The organism is Microbacterium thalli, assembly GCF_028737325.1.
In the GTDB taxonomy this organism is placed as follows: domain Bacteria; phylum Actinomycetota; class Actinomycetes; order Actinomycetales; family Microbacteriaceae; genus Microbacterium; species Microbacterium thalli.
This window is the reverse complement of the sequence record NZ_JAQZCH010000002.1, coordinates 940,120-959,730: the sequence shown is the minus strand read 5'-3', so window position 1 is coordinate 959,730 and position 19,611 is coordinate 940,120. Positions and strand designations below refer to the sequence as shown.

The 19,611-nt window shown below is 70.2% G+C and carries 17 protein-coding genes; 14 read left to right on the top strand and 3 right to left on the bottom strand.

The window, feature by feature from the left end; translation table 11 throughout:
* Window positions 1–26 precede the first annotated feature (26 nt).
* The 11 genes from PUW82_RS12680 to PUW82_RS12630 all read left to right on the top strand — a co-directional run bounded on the left by PUW82_RS12680 (window position 27) and on the right by PUW82_RS12630 (window position 12,156).
* Window positions 27–581: a F0F1 ATP synthase subunit B gene (locus tag PUW82_RS12680; RefSeq protein WP_274222632.1), complete on the top strand. Its 555-nt coding sequence runs from the start codon at window positions 27–29 to the stop codon at window positions 579–581.
* Window positions 581–1,369 (top strand): F0F1 ATP synthase subunit delta, encoded by a 789-nt coding sequence (locus PUW82_RS12675; protein WP_274222631.1) that lies wholly within the window; start codon window positions 581–583, stop codon window positions 1,367–1,369. Before PUW82_RS12680 ends, PUW82_RS12675 begins: the two co-directional genes overlap by 1 nt.
* Window positions 1,370–1,442: 73 nt before the next feature.
* A complete protein-coding gene (gene atpA / locus PUW82_RS12670) occupies window positions 1,443–3,083 on the top strand; it encodes a F0F1 ATP synthase subunit alpha (RefSeq protein WP_274222630.1) in 1,641 nt (546 codons plus the stop codon).
* Between the two features lie 19 nt (window positions 3,084–3,102).
* Window positions 3,103–4,005 carry a F0F1 ATP synthase subunit gamma gene (locus PUW82_RS12665; protein WP_274222629.1) on the top strand — a complete coding sequence of 301 codons (903 nt, stop codon included), beginning with the start codon at window positions 3,103–3,105 and terminating at the stop codon, window positions 4,003–4,005.
* Between the two features lie 21 nt (window positions 4,006–4,026).
* Window positions 4,027–5,472, top strand: a complete 1,446-nt coding sequence (atpD, locus tag PUW82_RS12660) for a F0F1 ATP synthase subunit beta (RefSeq protein ID WP_274222628.1) — start codon at window positions 4,027–4,029, stop codon at window positions 5,470–5,472.
* A gap of 1 nt (window position 5,473) precedes the next feature.
* The gene (locus tag PUW82_RS12655; RefSeq protein ID WP_274222627.1) at window positions 5,474–5,731 is read left to right on the top strand and encodes a F0F1 ATP synthase subunit epsilon; all 258 of its coding nucleotides are present in this window, start codon (window positions 5,474–5,476) and stop codon (window positions 5,729–5,731) included.
* 95 nt (window positions 5,732–5,826) lie between these two features.
* The gene (locus PUW82_RS12650) at window positions 5,827–6,579 is read left to right on the top strand and encodes a YaaA family protein (protein ID WP_274222966.1); all 753 of its coding nucleotides are present in this window, start codon (window positions 5,827–5,829) and stop codon (window positions 6,577–6,579) included.
* 128 nt (window positions 6,580–6,707) lie between these two features.
* Window positions 6,708–7,394, top strand: coding sequence for a large exoprotein (locus PUW82_RS12645; protein WP_274222626.1), 687 nt, complete (start codon window positions 6,708–6,710; stop codon window positions 7,392–7,394).
* Between the two features lie 64 nt (window positions 7,395–7,458).
* Window positions 7,459–8,442: an aldo/keto reductase gene (locus tag PUW82_RS12640; RefSeq protein WP_274222625.1), complete on the top strand. Its 984-nt coding sequence runs from the start codon at window positions 7,459–7,461 to the stop codon at window positions 8,440–8,442.
* A 71-nt stretch (window positions 8,443–8,513) separates the two neighbouring features.
* A complete protein-coding gene (locus tag PUW82_RS12635) occupies window positions 8,514–9,353 on the top strand; it encodes a PP2C family protein-serine/threonine phosphatase (RefSeq protein WP_274222624.1) in 840 nt (279 codons plus the stop codon).
* A 67-nt stretch (window positions 9,354–9,420) separates the two neighbouring features.
* Window positions 9,421–12,156, top strand: coding sequence for an FtsK/SpoIIIE domain-containing protein (locus tag PUW82_RS12630; protein ID WP_274222623.1), 2,736 nt, complete (start codon window positions 9,421–9,423; stop codon window positions 12,154–12,156).
* A 5-nt stretch (window positions 12,157–12,161) separates the two neighbouring features.
* Here the strand turns inward: PUW82_RS12630 and ald are convergent, their stop codons facing one another.
* Together ald and PUW82_RS12620 are read right to left on the bottom strand one after the other, a co-directional pair.
* Complete coding sequence (gene ald / locus PUW82_RS12625) at window positions 12,162–13,277, bottom strand: alanine dehydrogenase (RefSeq protein WP_274222622.1); 1,116 nt, start codon at window positions 13,275–13,277, stop codon at window positions 12,162–12,164.
* A gap of 34 nt (window positions 13,278–13,311) precedes the next feature.
* Window positions 13,312–14,301 carry an asparaginase gene (locus tag PUW82_RS12620; RefSeq protein WP_274222621.1) on the bottom strand — a complete coding sequence of 330 codons (990 nt, stop codon included), beginning with the start codon at window positions 14,299–14,301 and terminating at the stop codon, window positions 13,312–13,314.
* A 52-nt stretch (window positions 14,302–14,353) separates the two neighbouring features.
* Here PUW82_RS12620 and PUW82_RS12615 point away from each other — a divergent pair, with 52 nt between their 5' ends.
* Window positions 14,354–14,833: an OsmC family protein gene (locus PUW82_RS12615; protein ID WP_274222620.1), complete on the top strand. Its 480-nt coding sequence runs from the start codon at window positions 14,354–14,356 to the stop codon at window positions 14,831–14,833.
* 16 nt (window positions 14,834–14,849) lie between these two features.
* Here the strand turns inward: PUW82_RS12615 and PUW82_RS12610 are convergent, their stop codons facing one another.
* Entirely contained in the window at window positions 14,850–15,566 is a 717-nt protein-coding gene (locus PUW82_RS12610; RefSeq protein WP_274222965.1) for a lysophospholipid acyltransferase family protein, read from the bottom strand.
* A gap of 458 nt (window positions 15,567–16,024) precedes the next feature.
* On the opposite strand from PUW82_RS12610, the gene PUW82_RS12605 reads away from it, so the two are divergent.
* Entirely contained in the window at window positions 16,025–18,289 is a 2,265-nt protein-coding gene (locus PUW82_RS12605; protein ID WP_274222619.1) for a polyribonucleotide nucleotidyltransferase, read from the top strand.
* A gap of 217 nt (window positions 18,290–18,506) precedes the next feature.
* Window positions 18,507–19,523 carry an aldo/keto reductase gene (locus PUW82_RS12600; protein ID WP_420792755.1) on the top strand — a complete coding sequence of 339 codons (1,017 nt, stop codon included), beginning with the start codon at window positions 18,507–18,509 and terminating at the stop codon, window positions 19,521–19,523.
* Window positions 19,524–19,611: the final 88 nt, after the last annotated feature.

Genomic DNA, 19,611 nt, shown 5'->3' with positions numbered 1-19,611 from the left:
ACGCGACCCACAGATAAGGAGACAGGATGCTGAACGCTCTTGTCACGCTTGCGGCGGAGGAGGGATCCAACCAGGTCCCGATCCTCCCGGCCGTCTACGACATCATCTGGTCGGCCGTCTGCTTCGTCGTCATCATCTTCGTCGTGGTCCGCTACGCGATGCCGCGACTCAACACGGTGCTCGACGCGCGCAGCGCGGCCATCGAGGGCAACATCGCGAAGGCCGACGAGGCTCAGCGCAAGGCCGAGGCGGCACTCGAGGAGTACAGCGCCCAGCTGGCCGAGGCCCGCAAGGAGGCCGGCGAGATCCGCGATGCCGCCCGCGAGGACGGACGCAAGATCGTCAGCGAGGCCAAGCAGAACGCAGTGACCGAGGCCGAGCGTCTCACGGCCGCCGCGCACACGCAGATCGAAGCGGAGCGTCAGGCTGCCGCCGTCTCGCTGCGCGGAGAGGTCGGCACACTCGCGCTCGACCTCGCCGGTGGCGTCATCGGCGAGACCCTGTCGGACGACGAGAAGGCGAAGGCCGTCGTGGATCGCTTCCTCAGCGAGCTCGAGGCCTCCGAGAAGGCGTCGAACTGATGGGCAGCGCGACCACTCAGGCACTCGCTGCGACGACGGCGGCCATCGCACAGACGCCCGGGCTCACGCTCGACGTGTCGGGCGAGCTGTTCGTCGCCGCGCGGGCTCTGGCGGACTCGCCGCATCTGAGCGGCGCGCTGACGGACAACGCCGCGTCGCAGCAGTCTCGCGACCGGGTCGTCACCCAGGTCTTCGGCTCGACCTTCGCGCCGCAGACCGTGGCGCTGCTGCAGGTAGCCGCCGAGCAGCGCTGGTCGTCGGCCGACGACTTCGTCGATGCGGTCGAGGAGATCGCGATCCGCGTCGCAGCCGTCTCGGACACTGGCGACATCGAGAACGAGCTGTTCGGTGTGCTGCACGCCATCGCGGGCAACCCCGAGCTCGAGCTCGCGCTCGGCAGTCGCCTCGGCGAAGCGTCCGCGAAGGGCGCGCTCGTGGACCGTCTGCTCGAGGGGCGCGCGGGCGCCGGCGCACGTCTCGTGGCATCGGCGATCGTGCAGCGTCCGCGCGAGCGTCGCGTGCGCCAGCTGCTCGAGCGTGCGATCCGCATCGTCTCGAGCCAGCGCGGCCGCGTCGTCGCGAGCGTGCGCACGGCGACGACGCTGAACGACCAGCAGCGCTCGCGTCTCGCCGAGACGCTCTCCAGCCGCTACGGCACGCCCGTCTCGCTCAACCTCATCGTCGACCCGGCGGTCGTCGGCGGGCTGCGCATCGAGATCGGCGACGACGTGATCGATGCGACCGTCGCCTCCCGTCTCTCCGATCTCCGCCAGCGCCTGGCGGGCTGACCCACCTCACCGCCCGCAGGGGCGTACCGGCCGGACGCATCCGGACCCACAGACTCAGGACCGAAGGAACACCATGGCAGAACTGTCCATCAGCCCGGATGTCATCCGTGACGCGCTGAAAGACTTCGTCGCCGCGTACGAGCCCACCGGGGCCGCCGCGACCGAGGTCGGCACCGTCGTCGACGCGGCCGACGGCATCGCCCACGTCGAGGGTCTGCCCGGCGTCATGGCGAACGAGCTCGTCCGCTTCGAGAACGGCGTCGAGGGCCTCGCACAGAACCTCGACGAGCACGAGATCGGTGTGGTCGTCCTCGGTGACTTCGCCGGGATCCAGGCCGGTCAGAAGGTCACCCGCACCGGTGAGGTTCTGTCGGTCGGCGTCGGCGAAGGCTACCTCGGCCGCGTCGTCGACCCGCTGGGCAACCCGATCGACGGTCTCGGCGAGATCGCCACGACCGGCCGTCGTGCCCTCGAGCTGCAGGCGCCCGGCGTCATGCAGCGTAAGAGCGTGCACGAGCCGATGCAGACCGGTATCAAGGCCATCGACGCCATGATCCCCGTCGGGCGCGGCCAGCGCCAGCTGATCATCGGCGACCGCCAGACCGGCAAGACGGCGATCGCGATCGACACGATCATCAACCAGAAGTCCAACTGGGACTCGGGCGACGTCAACAAGCAGGTCCGCTGCATCTACGTCGCGATCGGTCAGAAGGGCTCGACCATCGCCTCGGTGAAGGGCGCGCTCGAGGACGCCGGCGCGATGGAGTACACGACGATCGTCGCCGCTCCGGCATCCGACCCCGCGGGCTTCAAGTACCTCGCTCCGTACACCGGCTCGGCCATCGGTCAGCACTGGATGTACGAGGGCAAGCACGTCCTGATCATCTTCGACGACCTGTCGAAGCAGGCCGAGGCCTACCGCGCCGTTTCGCTGCTGCTGCGCCGCCCGCCGGGCCGCGAGGCGTACCCCGGCGACGTGTTCTACCTGCACTCGCGTCTGCTCGAGCGTTGCGCGAAGCTGTCGGACGAGCTCGGCGCAGGTTCGATGACGGGTCTGCCGATCATCGAGACCAAGGCGAACGACGTCTCGGCGTACATCCCGACCAACGTCATCTCGATCACGGACGGCCAGATCTTCCTGCAGTCCGACCTGTTCAACGCGAACCAGCGTCCCGCGGTCGACGTCGGCATCTCGGTGTCGCGCGTCGGTGGTGACGCTCAGGTCAAGTCCATCAAGAAGGTGTCGGGAACGCTCAAGCTCGAGCTGGCCCAGTACCGCTCGCTCGAGGCGTTCGCGATGTTCGCGTCGGACCTCGATGCCGCGTCGCGTCGCCAGCTGGCCCGTGGTGCGCGTCTGACCGAGCTGCTCAAGCAGCCGCAGTACTCGCCCTACCCGGTCGAGGAGCAGGTCGTCTCGATCTGGGCCGGTACGAACGGCAAGCTCGACACGATCGAGGTCGAGGACGTGCTCACGTTCGAGCGCGATCTGCTCGACTACCTCAAGCGGAACACCTCGATCCTCGACACGCTGCGCGAGACGAACGTGCTGGGCGATGACACCGTCGCCGAGCTCGAGAAGGTCGTCGACGCCTTCGTGCTCGAGTTCCGGGGCGGAAAGGGTCAGGCCATCAACAAGCCCGGCCACGAGGAGACCGCAGCAGCCGCCGCCGACGACGTGAACCAGGAGCAGATCGTCAAGGGCCGCCGCGGCTGACGCGGAGGACGACACACTTATGGGCGCACAACTCCGGGTCTACAAGCAGAAGATCAGCTCTGCTCAGACGACCAAGAAGATCACGAAGGCGATGGAGCTCATCGCGGCTTCGCGCATCCAGAAGGCGATGGGACGCGTTCGCGCGTCCTCTCCCTTCGCGCGGGCCGTGACGCGCGCCGTCTCCGCGGTCGCGACCCACTCCGACATCGAGCACCCGCTCACGACCGAGCGAGAGACGATCCGCCGCTCCGCGGTGGTCATCTTCGCCTCCGATCGCGGCCTCGCCGGCGCGTTCAACTCGCAGATCCTCCGTGAGGGTCTCGAGCTGGCCGAGCTGCTGCGGTCGCAGGGCAAGGAAGTGGACTACTACCTCGTCGGCCGCAAGGCCGTCGGGTACTTCCAGTTCCGTCGTATGCGGGCTGCGGGGGAGTGGACGGGTGACACCGACACGCCGCACTTCAGCACGGCCGAGCAGATCGCCGGCGCGCTTCTCGACGCCTACGCGCAGGGTGGCGAGGACGATGGCGTGGACGAGATCCACCTCGTCTTCAACCGCTTCGTCAGCATGATGACGCAGACTCCCGAGTCGGTCCGTCTGCTGCCGCTCGAGGTCGTCGAGGCCGACGTCGCCGGAGCCGACCAGGCGCCGGTGTACCCGCTGTACGAGTTCGAGCCCGACGCCGAGACGGTGCTCGATGCTCTGCTGCCGGTGTACGTCCAGAGTCGCGTGTTCAACGCGCTGCTCCAGTCGTCGGCCGCGAAGCACGCCGCGACCCAGAAGGCGATGAAGTCGGCCAGCGACAACGCCGACAAGCTCATCACCGACTACACCCGCCTGCGCAACAACGCTCGCCAGGCCGAGATCACTCAGCAGATCGCCGAGATCGTCGGCGGCGCCGACGCTCTGGCGTCGGGCAAGTAAGACCAACCGAAAGAGACAGACATGACTAACGTCACTGCCGAAGCCACGTCGGTCGTCGGCCGCGTTGCGCGCGTCACCGGCCCCGTCGTCGACATCGAGTTCCCGCACGACTCGATCCCCGACATCTACAACGCGCTCAAGACCACGATCACGGTCGACGGCGAGTCCACCGAGATCACCCTCGAGGTCGCGCAGCACCTCGGCGACGACCTCGTCCGCGCCATCTCGCTGAAGCCGACCGACGGCATGGTCCGCGGCCAGGAGGTGCGCGACACCGGCGGCCCCATCACGGTCCCCGTCGGCGACGTCACCAAGGGCAAGGTCTTCAACGTCACCGGCGACGTGCTGAACGCAGCCGAGGGCGAGACCATCGAGGTCACCGAGCGCTGGGGCATCCACCGCCAGGCGCCGAGCTTCGACCAGCTCGAGTCGAAGACCCAGATGTTCGAGACCGGTATCAAGGTCATCGACCTGCTGACCCCCTATGTCCTGGGCGGCAAGATCGGGCTCTTCGGTGGTGCCGGTGTCGGTAAGACCGTCCTGATCCAGGAGATGATCCAGCGCGTGGCGCAGGACCACGGTGGTGTGTCGGTGTTCGCCGGTGTCGGTGAGCGCACGCGTGAGGGCAACGACCTCATCGGCGAGATGGAAGAGGCGGGCGTCTTCGACAAGACCGCCCTCGTCTTCGGCCAGATGGATGAGCCGCCGGGGACGCGTCTGCGCGTCGCCCTGTCGGCCCTGACGATGGCGGAGTACTTCCGCGACGTGCAGAAGCAGGACGTGCTGCTGTTCATCGACAACATCTTCCGCTTCACGCAGGCGGGTTCCGAGGTGTCGACGCTGCTCGGCCGCATGCCCTCCGCGGTGGGTTACCAGCCGAACCTCGCCGACGAGATGGGTGTGCTCCAGGAGCGCATCACCTCGACCCGTGGCCACTCGATCACCTCGCTGCAGGCGATCTACGTCCCCGCCGACGACTACACCGACCCGGCGCCGGCGACCACGTTCGCGCACCTCGATGCCACCACGGAGCTCTCGCGCGAGATCGCGTCGAAGGGTCTGTACCCGGCCGTCGACCCGCTGAGCTCGACCAGCCGCATCCTCGACCCGCGCTACATCGGTGAGGACCACTACCGCGTGGCCACCGCCGTGAAGCAGATCCTGCAGAAGAACAAGGAACTGCAGGAGATCATCGCGATCCTCGGTGTCGACGAGCTCTCCGAAGAGGACAAGATCGTCGTGTCGCGTGCACGTCGCATCCAGCAGTTCCTCTCGCAGAACACCTACATGGCCAAGAAGTTCACCGGCGTCGAGGGCTCCACGGTCCCGATCAAGGAGACGATCGAGTCGTTCGACGCGATCGTCAAGGGTGACTTCGACCACGTCGCCGAGCAGGCGTTCTTCAACGTCGGTGGCATCTCCGACGTCGAAGAGAAGTGGGCCAAGATCCAGAAGGAGAACAGCTGACATGGCTCTGACGGTCACGCTCGTCTCCGCCGAGGCGGAGGTCTGGTCCGGCGAGGCGACCCTCGTCGTGGCCAAGACCGTCGAGGGCGAGATCGGCTTCATGGCTGGTCACGAGCCGGTCCTGGCGATCCTCGCCGAGGGACAGGTCCGCATCACCCGGCCGGGCGGCGAGAAGATCGTCGCCAATGCGCAGGACGGCTTCCTGTCGATGGAGGGCGATGAGCTCACCATCGTCGCCGGAAACGCCGCCCTGGCCTGACACAGAACGATCCAGAGACCACACCCCGTCCGGGGCCGCGCACGTCGCGGCATCCCGGACCGGGTGTGGTCTCTCGCATGAAGGGGACGATCCGGATGCTGGTGCTGCTGCCGCCCTCCGAGACGAAGCGCGCCGGCGGCACCGGCGCGCCGCTCGACCTCGGCACGCTCGCGCTGCCGCAGCTGACTGACGAGCGCCGCGCGGCGGTCGCGGCTCTGGTCGCGCTGTCGGCCGATCCCGAGGCTGCCACGCGGGTGCTCAAGCTGAGCGTCAGGCAGGCCGGTGAAGTCGCCGTCAACGCGGCGTTGTCGACGGCGCCGACGATGCCCGCGATCGATCGCTACACCGGCGTTCTCTACGACGCCCTCGACGCGGCGACACTCGAGCCGGCCGCACGCGGCTGGACCGGCGAACACGTCCTGATCCAGTCGGCCCCGTTCGGCCCGGTCGGTGCGCTCGACGCCGTTCCCGCTTACCGGCTGGCAGCCGGCACCGCTCTGCCCGGCATCCCGCCCCTGCGGCGGCATTGGGCAGCGCCGTCGACGGCGGCTCTCGCGGCGACCGACGCCCCGTTCGTGCTCGACCTGCGTTCGGAGGCGTACGTGGCGCTCGCGCCGGTGCCGGCATCCATCCCCTCGGCGTTCGTGCGGGTCGTCACGGCGGGAGTCGACGGCACGGTGCGGGCGCTCAATCACTTCAACAAGCACGCCAAGGGGCAACTCGTCCGGGCGATGGCGCGCTCCGTCGCCGAGATGACCTCGCGTGCGGACTTCTTCGCCTGGGCGGCCGACGCGGGTTGGGACGCGCGCGACGGCGCGGTCGCGGGGGAGCTGCAGATCGTCGTGTGACCGGGCCGGGCACACCGCTGCCGGATGCCGCTGCAGAATGCCGCACGCGGCAGGGCGGTCTTCGCTAGCATGAGCGGCGACCGTCGGCGCGAGCGCGCCGGATCAGGTCACGACTGAGGAGGTCGTTCATGCCGGATACCTACGACGGCGGTGGTGCGGGCGTCGGCGCGTTCCTCGCCTTCTTCTTCCTGATCCTGCCGATCATCCTGATCCTCGCCCTTGCGGGGTACCTGATCAGCTCGTTCTTCTACATGAAGATCTTCGAGAAGGCCGGTGTGCAGGGTAAGTGGCGCGCCTGGGTGCCGGTGTACCGCGAGCTGGTGTTCGCCAAGCTCGGCGACCTGTCGCCGTGGGTCATGCTCGGTGCGTTCCTCGTGACCGCGGTGCTCAGCAACATCCCGGTGATCGGTCCGATCCTCGGCTACGTGGCGATCGTCGCCCTCGCGCTGGCGAGCTGGCGCGTCGGCCTGAAGCTCGGCAAAGACTGGCCGCTCGTGCTGCTGTACATCATCCCCGGCATCGGCGGACTGATCTGGCTCGGCATCGTGGCGTTCTCGAACGCGCCCTGGAACCCGAACGTGCAGCCTTCGCCGTGGCGCACCTCCTTCCTGCGCGACACCACCGTCTGGCGCGGCGTCCCCGTCCAGCCCGACGGGGGCGCAGCACCCGCAGCCGGCTACGGGGCACCGGGTGCGGGCTATGTCCCGCCGGCCGGCGGCACCCCGTCCTCGCCTGCAGGCGCCTACCCGCCGCCGACGACGCAGACCCCGCCGCCGTCGACCGAACCGCCGGCACCGGGCGCACCGCGTCCCTGACCGATCCGGAGCCCTCGCCCTCGTGGCGGGGGCTCCGTCGTCGTTTCCGGGTTAGCGTGGGGGGATGGTCGAAGCAGTGCCCACGCGCAGACTCGGTTCCTCCGGACTCCTCGTCTCGGCCGTCGGGCTGGGATGCAACAACTTCGGGCGTCGGGGCACCGCGACCGAGAGCATCGACGGAACGGTCGCCGTCATCGACGCCGCGCTCGACGCCGGCGTGACGTTCTTCGACACCGCCGATATCTACGGCGGCGAACCCGGCCTCTCCGAGACGCTCATGGGCGAGGCGCTGCGGGGTCGCCGTGACCGGGTCGTGCTCGCGACGAAGTTCGGACACAGCGCGGTGGACCTCGGTCTTCCCGGGGCGAAGGGATCCCGAGCGTACATCCGCCGCGCCGTCGAAGCCTCGCTCGAACGGCTGCAGACCGACTGGATCGACCTCTATCAGCTGCATACGCCCGACCCCGGGACGCCCATCGAAGAGACCCTCGACGCGCTCACCGAGCTCGTGCGCGAGGGCAAGGTGCGCTACATCGGGCACTCGAACCTCTCCGGCTGGCAGATCGCCGAGGCGGAGGCCGTCGCGCAAGCGCGCGGAGACGTGCCGTTCGTGTCGGCTCAGAACCACTACAGCCTCCTGGCCCGCGCCGCGGAGCGCGAGGTGCTCCCCGCGGTCCGGCGGTACGACCGCGGCTTCCTGCCCTACTTCCCGCTGCACAACGGCCTGCTCACGGGCAAGTTCACGCGCGATCACGTGCCGGCGGACTCGCGTGTCGCCCGCGAGCGGCGCCACCTCTGGGAGAAGGCGCCCTGGGACGCGCTCGACGCCTACCGCGCCTTCTGCGACGAGCGTTCGATCACGATGCTCGAGGCGACGATGGCCTGGCTGCTGGCCCAGCCGGCGCTGAGCAGTGTCATCGCGGGTGCGACCTCACCGGAGCAGGTGCGGACGAATGCGGCGGCGGCATCCGTGTGGCGTCCCACGCCGGCCGAGCTCGACGCTATCGACGGCTTCTTCCCGCTGCCGGTCGACCCCGCTGCGGGCTGACGAACCCCGCGTATCGGGCGCGTCTACTAGAGTGTGACACGCCGACCCGTCGACGAAGGAAGAGTGACAGCGTGCCCGAACCCACGACCCAATCCCGGATCGTGGACGCCCCGTCCGGTGCGATCGAGCTCCGTTGGGCGGCTGCGACCGACACCGGACGCCGTCGAGACAGCAACCAGGATGCCGTCCTCGCGGAGTATCCGCTCTTCATCGTGGCCGACGGCATGGGCGGCCACATCGGTGGCGAGATCGCCAGTGCGAGTGCCGTCGACCGGCTGCGGGCCGTCGCCGAGCGCGGCGTCGTGACGCCCGAGGACATCGAAGAGGCGCTCGAACGCGCGGTGGGCGATATCGCCGACCACCCCGAGACGACCGATGACGGCACCGGTACGACGGTCACGGGCGTGTACCTCGACATCGTCGACGGTGAGCCGCAGTGGATCACCCTGAACATCGGTGACTCCCGCGTGTACCTGCTTCGCGACGAGGCGATCGCGCAGGTCACGACGGATCACTCCGTCGTGCAGGAGCTCGTCGCGGCTGGACGCCTGAGCCCGGAAGAAGCCGAGCAGCATCCCTACGGCAACGTCATCACGCGCGCGGTCGGCCCGAGCGACGGCGTCACGCCCGACTACGTGCGCCTCGATGTCGTCGACGGTGATCGTTTCGTCATCTGCAGTGACGGGCTCACCAAGGAGCTCACCGACTACGGCATCCTGCACTTCCTGCTCGAGAACGCCGACCCCGCCGCCGCGGTGACCGCGATGATGCACGCGGCGCTCGAGAACGGCGGACGCGACAACGTCACGGTCATCGTGCTCGACGCGCACTTCGCCGCGTCCGCGGGCGCGTCCTCCGAGGGTGAGGCCGCGGCCGCGGCATCCGGCGAGTCCTCCCCAATCGCGGACTGACGGCGTTCGTCCACGGCTGCGCCGCAGGGCGCAGGTCCGCGGTGGTATCGGCGGTTGAGTGGATGCCGTGCAAACGACGGCTGAGCTCGATGACCCCATCCGCCTGCCCGCGCCCGCGCCCGAGCCTGCGCGCCCCGGGTTCCCGCTCTGGGCCGCGCTCGTGCCCGCCGTGGGAGCCGCCGTCCTCTGGCAGGTGACCGGTTCACCGACCGCGCTGTGGTTCGCCGCGATCGGACCGCTCGCGGCCGTCGCGGCCGTGCTCGACGCCGCGCGGGTGCGGCGCCGTCACCGCCGCACCGCGCGGCGAGAGACCGCGTCGGCGCTCGCGGCAGCTCGGGCCGATGTGGCGCGGCGGCACGCGATCGAGCGCGCCGCGCGCTGGCGAGTCACGCCGGACGTGGCGGGGTACCTCGCCCGCCCCGCCGAGATCTGGCGCCCGGTGCCGGGGCGGGGCAGCGTGGTCGTCGTCGGTTCGGGAATCGCGCCCTCGACCATCCGCATCGACGGCGAGTCCGAGCCCGCGCGCGACCTCCGCCGCGAGGCGGCACGGCTCGACGACGCCCCCGTCGGTGTGCCGTTGACAGCGGGGATCGCCGTGGTCGGTCCCGGGGTCGCGGCCGCCGCCGTCGCGCGAGCCCTGATCGCGCAGGTGTGCCTCACGCATCCTCCCGACCGCATGCGGGTCGATGGTGCGCCCGAAGACGAAGCGGCCCGGATGCCGCACGCGGGCGGCCGCGGAGATCTCCGCCTGTGGGCCGGTGCCGCGTCGGCGATCCCCGCCGACGCGGACGCTCCGATCGTGTGCATCGACGCGGGAGCACCGCCTCCGCGCTGCGCGGCCGTCATCCGGCTTCAGGCTGCCGACGACGCCGTGCTCGAGTACGACGGCGCGGCCGTGCCGCTTCGTCCAGAGGTCCTCGGGCGGGATGCCGCCGACGCGGTGTACGCGCTGATGCGCGAGCAGCAGGCGGCGCTGACCGCCCCTCCGGCGGGGCCGGCCAACTTCGGCGACCTTGCCGCGGCTCCGTCGGGCGGACTGCGCGTCGCGCTCGGATCGGGGGTGACGGGGCTTGCCACGGTCGATCTGGTCGACGACGGGCCGCACGCGATCGTCGTCGGCGTCACGGGGTCGGGCAAGAGCGAACTCCTGGTGACGTGGGTCGCGGCGCTCGCGGCCCGGTTCGGTCCCGACCGCGTGGTCTTCCTGCTGGTGGACTTCAAGGGCGGCAGGTCCTTCGACCCGCTGACGCGCCTGCCGCACGTGACGGGCGTCGTCACCGACCTCGACGAGTCGGCCGCGCTGCGCGCCATCGACAGTCTGACGGCCGAGGTGCGGCATCGCGAGCGCCTGCTCGCGGAGCACGGTGCACGCGACGTGAGCGAGACCGACGGGGCGATGCCGCGGCTGGTGGTCGTCGTCGACGAGTATGCGGCGCTCACGACCGCGCATCCCGCCCTGCATGCCGTCTTCGCCGACATCGCCGCCCGGGGCCGTGCGCTCGGGATCCATCTCGTGCTGGCGACGCAGCGTGCCGCGGGCTTCCGCGAGGCGGTACTCGCCAACGCTCCGCTGCGCATCGCGCTGCGGGTCAGCGACCCCGGCGAGTCGCGCGCCGTGATCGGCTGCATCGATGCGGCGGCCATCCCCGGAGGTCCGTCCGACCGGGGCACCGCGCTCGTCCGCGGCGCGGCAGACAGCGAGCCCCGGCTGCTGCGCGTGACGCGCTGCCCCGGCGAGGCGATCGACGAGATCGCGACCGTGACGCGCGCCGCCGGGTACGCCGAGGTGCGTCGCCCCTGGCTCCCACCGCTCCCGAGTACGGTGCCGCTCGAGCAGATCGGACAGCCGGGGCGGATCGTGCTCGGTCTCGCGGACGAGCCGGCCGAGCAACGCCAGCGCGTCGTTGTGCTCGACGATGATGCGCCGGGTCTCGTGGTCGTCGGGCGCTCCGGTGCCGGACGGTCATCCATCCTGCGGGCTGTCGCGTCGCAAGTCTCGCCCGAGCGACGCTGCTGGGTGCCGGCGGACCCCGAGAGCGCGTGGGATGCCGTGACCGCCCTGGCTGGCGCTGACCCCGGCACGGTCGTCGCCATCGACGACCTCGACCTGCTTCTCTCCCGGCTGCCGGGGGACCACGCCGCCGAGGTCGCCGCCCGTCTCGAGCGTCTCGCCCGCGAGGCCCGCGGGCGCGGCATCCGGCTGGTCTGCTCTGCTCAGCGCGTGAGCGCGGCGGTCGGGCGCATCATCGACCACATCCCGGACCGGGCCGTGCTGGCCGCCGCGTCGCGGGCCGAGTACGTGTCTCTCGGCGGCGAAGCGCAGCATCACTACGTCCGTCTCCCGCCCGGTCGGGGAAGGTGGGGCGGCAGCCTCGTGCAGTTCGCCCGCACGAGCGCCGAGGACGGGGTCGTGCCGGCATCGCCCGATCAGCCGGTCACATTCTGGCCCCGGCATGCGACGGGCTTCGTGGCACCCGCCGTCGACCGCACCTTCGCCGCCCTCGAGGCCTGGCGCCGTCGCGGCGCGGAAGTCGTCGAGCTCGGCGCGGCCACACCGCTGCGTGCCGGATGCGTCGTGTGGGGGACGCCGGACGCCTGGGTCGGACGCTGGCGGGGCGCGGGCTCCGACGGAGCGCGTCGGCAGCTCGTCGTCGACGCCGCGTGCGGGCCCGATGTCCGCTTGATCACAGGCAGCCGAGAGCTGCCACCCTATGCGGCACCGGGAAGGTCGCGGGCGTGGCTGTTCGACACCCGGAGCGAACGGGTGCGCCGCGTCGTCCTTCCCTGTGCGCAGCAGACGTGACGGCGTCAGACGAGGACGTCGGCGGTGTCGGTCAGGTCGATACCGTGAGCGGTCGCGACGCCGTCGTTGACGACGCGGCCGGCCGTGGTGTTCAGGCCCGCCGCCAGAGCCGCGTCGGCGCGCAGAGCATCGCGCCAGCCGCGCCGGGCGATCTGCCGAATGTACGGCAGGGTCGCGTTGGTGAGGGCTGCGGTCGAGGTGTTCGGCACAGCGCCGGGCATGTTCGCGACGCAGTAGAAGACCGTGTCGTGCACGGTGAAGGTCGGATCGGCATGGGTCGTCGCCCGGGTGTCCTCGAAGCAGCCGCCCTGGTCGACCGCGATGTCGACCAGCACCGAACCCGGGCGCATGCGTGCGACCGTCTCGTTCCGGACCAGCTTGGGGGCCTTCGCCCCCGGTATCAGGACCGACCCGATGACCAGGTCCGAGCCGACGACTGCGCGGTCGAGGTCGAGCGGGTTCGACGCCGCGGTTTTCACGCGACCCTGGAAGTGGTCGTCGAGGAAGCGCAGTCGCTGGATGTTCGTGTCGAAAACGGTGACATCGGCGCCCATGCCCGCGGCCACGTACGCCGCGTTCGCACCGGCGACGCCGCCGCCGATCACGGTGACGGTCGCGGGACGCGTGCCCGGCACTCCCGACATGAGCAGCCCGCGCCCGCCCGCGGAACGCAGCAGCGTCGAGGCCCCCACCATGGGCGCCAGGCGCCCGGCGACCTCGCTCATCGGCGCGAGCAGTGGCAGCCCGCCGCCCGCGACCTGCACCGTCTCGTAGGCGATCGCGGTCACCCCGTCGGCGACGAGTCGCTCGGTCAGGGCGCGGTCGGCGGCGAGGTGCAGATACGTGAAGATCACGAGGTCGTCGCGGAAGCGGTGATACTCGCTGGCGATGGGCTCCTTCACCTTGAGCAGCAGCTCGGCACGGGCCCAGACCTCGTCGGCGTCGTCGAGGAGCACGGCCCCGGCCTCGACGTACTCGGTGTCGGGCAGCGAGGAGCCCGCTCCCGCTCCGCGCTGGACATAGACCTCGTGACCGGCGGCGACCAGGTCGTGCACGCCGGCGGGCGTGAGGGCGACCCGGTACTCGTTGTTCTTGACCTCGCTGGGAACGCTGATGCGCATGGCAGTCCTTTCCGCGCTCCCTCGTGAGGAGCGGCTACACCGTCGGCCGGATGATGCCGACATCCTGTCCGCCGCCGAACACCGTCAGCGGAAGCTTCGCGATCACCGGTGCGACCTGGGCGGCCTCGAGGGCGCCCGCCCGCACGAGCAGGGTCAGCGCGATCGCGCTCGCAGCGCGGCCGTTGCCGTCGAGCACCTTCAACGCGGCGGTCGTCCCATCGGGTGCGACCATCACCATCACGCCTTCGGCGCCGGTCTTGGTGAACACACCCAGCCGCTCGATCGCGACGGTGTCGGGGCGGCCGGGGCCGTCGATCGTCCAGGGGTTCTCCCGCACCGCGCGCACGAGCGCTCCCGCCATGCGGTGCAGCGCGAAGGGCGAGCGCTCGCTCGCCGTGCCGATGCGCTGGATCGCGCGTCCGAGCGCGACCAGGCTCATCGCGTAAACCGGTGCACCGCATCCGTCGATCGCCATGGCTGCGGCCTTCGCGCCGGTGAGGCGCTCGATGACGTCGCGCGTGTGCACCTGCAACGGGTGGTCCGGAGACAGGTAGGTGGCGGTGTCCCAACCGCTTGCGACGCACGCCGCGAGCATGGCCGCGTGCTTGCCGGAGCAGTTCATGCGAATACGGGTGGGGGAGCCCAGCTCGCGAACGAGCTCGTCGCGCGTCGCCGTGTCACCGGGCCACGCCGGCGGGCAGCCGAGGTCGTCCTCACCGAGTCCGACGGAGTTGAGGATGTCGCGCACGACGGCCACGTGACGGTCTGTGCCGGAGTGGCTGGCCGTCGCAAGACCCAGGCTCTCGCCCTCGAGCACGGCGCCGGCGGTCAGGCTGGCGAGCGCTTGCAGCGGCTTCAGCGTCGAGCGCGGCAGGATCGGCGCATCGACATCGCCGAGCGTGCGCAGCAGCGCACCGTCGGGGCCGAGTACGACGGCGGCCCCGGCGTGACGCGACTCGATGAAACCGCTGCGCTCCACGACCGCGAGTTCGACAGCGGCGGAAACGGGGAGGGTCTGCGGCACCCCGCCAGCCTACCGTCGGCGGGCGGCGATCGCCGCGTGTCAGACTGTGCGCATGTGGGGTGAGCACCGGTACGCCGTCCGTGCCGAATGGACCGGAAGCCGCGGCGCCGGCACGAGCGGATACCGCGACTACGACCGGTCCGTCACCCTCAGCATCGCGGGCAAGCCCGATCTCGCCGCCTCGAGCGACAAGCCGTTCCGGGGCGACCCCGCGCGGTGGAACCCCGAAGACCTGCTGGTGTCGGCGCTCGCCGAGTGCCACCTCCTCTCCTACCTACACGCGTGCGTGTCGGCCGGCGTCGTGGTCGTCGGCTACAGCGACGACGCGACGGGTGTGATGCGCGAGGACGGTCGCGGCGGCGGTGCCTTCGTCGAGGTCGTGCTGCGTCCCCGCGTCGTCGTCGCCGACGCATCGATGGTGGATGCCGCGCAGCGCGCGCACGCGCAGGCGCACGAATGGTGCTTCATCGCGAACTCGGTGAACTTCCCGGTCCGGCACGAGCCCACGATCGTCGTCGCCGGCTCGGAGTGATGTCGACGCGCCGCGTTCAGCGGCGCTCGTGGGGGAGTGCCTGCTTGATGCGTTCGACGGCGTTCTGCGGCGGAGCCTCGTTGTAGGTGCCCGCCAGCTCCTGGCCCGACAGGGCGTGGATCGCCGCCATGATCTCGTCGGTCGCGCCGCGGCGGGCTCGCCCCGAGTCAGCGGAACCGTGGTGGCTGAGGTCCAGGGGCGCGCCGAAGCGGACCGTCACGCGGGGCCGCAGCCGGGGGAACTTCGCGCCGACGGGCATGATCTCGCTCGTGCCGATGAGGCCGACCGGGATGACGGGCGCGCCGGTCTGCAGGGCCAGGAAGGCCACGCCGGTGCGTCCCTTGTAGAGACGACCGTCGAGCGAGCGCGTCCCCTCCGGGTACAGCGCCGTCGACCAGCCGGCATCCAGCATCTTCTTCTGCTGGTCGAGGGCGTCGAGGGCGGCCTGGCCGGCGCCGCGACGCACGGGGAAGGCGCCCGCGGCGAAGAAGAACTCGCGCGAGAGCCAGCCGCGGAAACCCGTGCCGTCGAAGTAGCTCGACTTGGCCAGGAACCGGACGGGGCGGGGCGAGGCCATCGGGATGACGAACGAGTCGATGAACGACAGGTGGTTGCTGGCCAGAATGACGGCGCCCTTGCGCGGGAAGTTCTCGCGTCCTTCGATGCGCGGGCGGTAGAGCATGCGCGCCAGCGGAGCCAGCACCCAGCGGCCGATGACGTAGGTCAGGCCGATGCCCGGAACCGTCTCGACCGCGTCGTGCTCGCTGTCGACGGGCTCGTCGCTCTTCGGCTCGGTTGCGTCGGAGTTCACCAGACGAGGCTACTGCGCTTTCCATAACCGGTCCGACATGTCCGGTGCCGACGACGGGCCGACCAGACCGGAGAAAACAGCCTCTCGGTGGTGGGCGCGGACTCGCGCGCGAGGCCGTCACTGATAGGCTGGTGCAGGTTGCCGTCCGGCATCCGCTCAATTACACACTGAGCTCATGGAGCGGATCCGGCAGGAAGCTGGTCCCCTGTGGTGGGTTCCCATCCCGGTCGGGTCTCGACCGCGGAGATGGTGATCTTCGACTGGTGACCAGCGCAGGCGGTTCTCGCGGCTCTGACCGCGCGCCCATATCTGCCCCGCTCCTTTGCACGATCTCGTGCGCGAAACGCGCGTGCGAGTCTAAACAAAGAAGGAGAGACCTCTTGGAAGGTCCAGAAATCACCGCAGCCGAAGCCGTCCTCGACAACGGCCGCTTCGGCACCCGCACCGTCCGGTTCGAGACCGGACGTCTGGCACAGCAGGCGCAGGGCGCCGTTGCCGCCTACCTCGACGAGGAGACGATGCTCCTCTCGGCCACCAGCGCCGGCAAGCACCCGCGCGAAGGCTTCGACTTCTTCCCGCTGACCGTCGACGTCGAGGAGCGCTCGTACGCCGCCGGCAAGATCCCCGGTTCGTTCTTCCGCCGCGAGGGACGGCCCTCGACCGAGGCGATCCTCGTCTGCCGTCTCATCGACCGCCCGCTGCGCCCGTCGTTCGTCGACGGTCTGCGCAACGAGGTCCAGATCGTCATCACGGTCCTCTCGATCGCTCCCGGCGAGTACTACGACGCTCTCGCGATCAACGCCGCATCGGCGTCGACCCAGATCTCGGGCCTGCCGTTCTCCGGCCCCATCGCCGGCGTGCGCCTCGCGCTCGTCCCGGGTCATGGCCAGCACGAGGACCAGTGGGTCGTCTTCCCGAACCAGAAGACCGTCGAGGAGTCCGTCTTCGACCTCACCGTCGCCGGCCGTGTGCTGCCCGACGGTGAAGTGGCCATCATGATGGTCGAGGCCGAGGCGACCGAAGGCAGCTGGGACCTCATCAAGGGCGGCGCCGTCAAGCCGAGCGAAGAGATCGTCGCGCAGGGCCTCGAGGCGTCGAAGCCCTTCATCAAGCAGCTCGTCGAGGCGCAGGCCTCGATGGCCGCGTCCGCGTCGCGTGAGCCGGGCGTCTACCCCGTCTTCCCGCCGTACGCTCCCGAGGTCTACGACTTCGTCGCCGAGCGCGCCTACGGTGAGCTGTCCGGGGTCTACCAGATCGCCGACAAGCAGGAGCGCCAGAACGCCGACGACGCCATCAAGGAGCGCGTGAAGGGCGAGGTCGCCGCTGCGGTCGAGGCCGAGCAGCTGCCCGCCTCGGCGCTGGCCGAGTTCTCCGCGGCGTACAAGTCGGTGACGAAGAAGATCGTGCGCGGCCGCATCCTCAGCGAGGGCGTGCGCATCGACGGTCGCGGTCTGGCCGACATCCGTCCGCTCGACGCCGAGGTGCAGGTCATCCCGCGCGTCCACGGCTCGGCGATCTTCCAGCGCGGTGAGACCCAGATCATGGGCGTCACCACGCTGAACATGCTCAAGATGGAGCAGCAGATCGACTCGCTGTCGCCCACGACGAGCAAGCGCTACATGCACCACTACAACTTCCCGCCCTACTCGACCGGTGAGACCGGTCGTGTCGGCAGCCCGAAGCGTCGCGAGATCGGGCACGGCTTCCTGGCCGAGCGCGCGCTCGTGCCGGTGCTGCCCAGCCGCGAGGAGTTCCCGTACGCGATCCGTCAGGTCTCCGAGGCCCTCGGGTCCAACGGCTCGACCTCGATGGGTTCGGTCTGCGCCTCGACCCTGTCGCTGCTGAACGCCGGTGTGCCGCTGCGCGCACCCGTCGCCGGCATCGCGATGGGCCTGGTCACCGATCAGGTGGACGGCGAGACGCGTTACGCGGCTCTGACCGACATCCTCGGTGCCGAGGACGCGCTCGGTGACATGGACTTCAAGGTCGCCGGAACGAGCGAGTTCGTCACGGCGATCCAGCTCGACACGAAGCTCGACGGCATCCCGTCGTCGGTGCTCACGGCTGCGCTGACCCAGGCCAAGGAGGCGCGTCTGACGATCCTCGGTGTTCTGAACGCCGCGATCGACAGCCCCGACGAGATGGCGCCGACCGCGCCGCGCGTCATCAGCGTCCAGATCCCGGTCGACAAGATCGGCGAGCTGATCGGCCCCAAGGGCAAGACGATCAACTCGATCCAGGACGAGACCGGCGCGCAGATCTCGATCGAGGACGACGGCACCGTGTACATCGGTGCGGTCGACGGACCCTCGGCCGAGGCGGCTCGCGCGCAGGTGAACGCGATCGCCAACCCGACCAACCCCGAGGTGGGCGAGCAGTTCCTCGGAACCGTCGTCAAGATCGCGACCTTCGGCGCGTTCGTCTCGCTGCTGCCCGGCAAGGACGGCCTGCTGCACGTCAGCGAGGTCCGCAAGCTCGCCGGCGGCAAGCGCGTCGAGAACGTCGAGGACGTCCTGGGTGTCGGCCAGAAGATCCTCGTGCGCATCACGAAGATCGACGACCGCGGCAAGCTGTCGCTCGAGCCGGTCGTCGAAGAGGCCGCAGCCCCGGCTGGCGAGGCCACGGAGGCTCCCGCCGAGGCTTGAGACGCCCGAACGGCCGGATGCCCGTCCCCGACTGGGGGCGGGCATCCGTCGTATCCGCCGCCGTGTCGAAGAGGGCGGCGCGCCGTGATGAAACAGTTATGCGATATTCACGGCGCGTTCCCGGGAATCCGCACTGACCGGCACGCCGTGACTTAATCTCGTAGTGCGCGCCGAGGTTCACTGACTCGACATCTCGGCGCCGACGCGGAGGTGTGCGATGGCGGGGGAGCGGGTGACTCAGGTCGCTCCCGGCACTGCGCCCGACATGCACCCGTCGAGTCCCATCCCGGTGCATGGTCGCCCGCTCGGGTCGCAGGTGCGTGTCGCCGTCGGCGAGACCGGGATGCGGATCTTCCCCCTGATCCTCGGCGGCGCAGAATTCGGCTGGACGATCGACCTCGCGGCCAGCCATGCGGTGCTCGACGCTTATCGGCAGCGCGGCGGCAACGCCGTCCACACCGCCGACGGTTACGCCTCGGGCCGCAGCGAGCACATCATCGGGCGGTGGCTCGCCAGTCGCGGCATCCGTGACGACGTCGTCCTCGCTGTTCGCATCGGCGGTCATCCCGACAACCCGGGGCTCGGGTCGGTGAACCTCGTCCGTTCGGTCGAGGCATCGCTCCAGCGGCTGGGAACCGACCGCATCGACGTGCTGTACCTGGATGCCGCCACCGACGGCACGACCGCGCTCGAAGACACGCTGGCGACGGCGGAATGGCTCGTCGACAGCGGCAAGGTCCGCGCCCTCGGGGCCAGCGGCTACACCGCGATGCAGCTCGTCGAGGCACGGATCCTTTCGTCGGCGGGCTACCCCCGGCTCGCGGCGCTCGACGTGCCCTACAACCTGTTGCACCGCTCGGACTTCGACGGCGACCTGCGCCTCATCGCCGGAGCGCAGGGCCTCGCGGTCACGCCGTCGCAGGCGCTCGAACACGGCTATCTCACGGGCGCTCATCGCGACCGCACCGGGCTGTCGGCGAGCGTGCGGGGCTCGCAGCTTGCGGCCCGCATGAACCGCCGCGGCACCCGTGTCCTGAAGGCACTCGACCGCATCACCGACGAGCTGTCGGTGCCGACCTCCGCCGTCGCGGTGGCCTGGCTGCTGGCGCAGCGCATCGTCACGGCACCGATCGTCAACGCGAGCCTGCCCGGCCACGTCGATCAGCTCGCTCAGGGCGTGGGGGTCAAGCTCGGCCGCTCGCACCTCGCCGACATCGCTCGCGCCGTGGAGTGACACGCGCTCGACGTGACGGCCCGTGACCGCGGGTTCCGGACCATCGGGCCGCCTGTCAGGACCGTGTCGTAGGGTGGATCACGCCCTG

Excerpts from the sequence above, each read along its gene's own strand:
- PUW82_RS12680 (WP_274222632.1), top strand. The coding sequence starts at position 27 with ATGCTGAACGCTCTTGTCACGCTTGCGGCGGAGGAGGGATCCAACCAG.
- PUW82_RS12675 (WP_274222631.1), top strand. The coding sequence starts at position 581 with ATGGGCAGCGCGACCACTCAGGCACTCGCTGCGACGACGGCGGCCATC.
- atpA (WP_274222630.1), top strand. The coding sequence starts at position 1,443 with ATGGCAGAACTGTCCATCAGCCCGGATGTCATCCGTGACGCGCTGAAA.
- PUW82_RS12665 (WP_274222629.1), top strand. The coding sequence starts at position 3,103 with ATGGGCGCACAACTCCGGGTCTACAAGCAGAAGATCAGCTCTGCTCAG.
- atpD (WP_274222628.1), top strand. The coding sequence starts at position 4,027 with ATGACTAACGTCACTGCCGAAGCCACGTCGGTCGTCGGCCGCGTTGCG.
- PUW82_RS12655 (WP_274222627.1), top strand. The coding sequence starts at position 5,474 with ATGGCTCTGACGGTCACGCTCGTCTCCGCCGAGGCGGAGGTCTGGTCC.
- PUW82_RS12650 (WP_274222966.1), top strand. The coding sequence starts at position 5,827 with ATGCTGGTGCTGCTGCCGCCCTCCGAGACGAAGCGCGCCGGCGGCACC.
- PUW82_RS12645 (WP_274222626.1), top strand. The coding sequence starts at position 6,708 with ATGCCGGATACCTACGACGGCGGTGGTGCGGGCGTCGGCGCGTTCCTC.
- PUW82_RS12640 (WP_274222625.1), top strand. The coding sequence starts at position 7,459 with ATGGTCGAAGCAGTGCCCACGCGCAGACTCGGTTCCTCCGGACTCCTC.
- ald (WP_274222622.1), bottom strand. The coding sequence starts at position 13,277 with ATGCGCATCAGCGTTCCCAGCGAGGTCAAGAACAACGAGTACCGGGTC.
- PUW82_RS12615 (WP_274222620.1), top strand. The coding sequence starts at position 14,354 with ATGTGGGGTGAGCACCGGTACGCCGTCCGTGCCGAATGGACCGGAAGC.
- PUW82_RS12600 (WP_420792755.1), top strand. The coding sequence starts at position 18,507 with ATGGCGGGGGAGCGGGTGACTCAGGTCGCTCCCGGCACTGCGCCCGAC.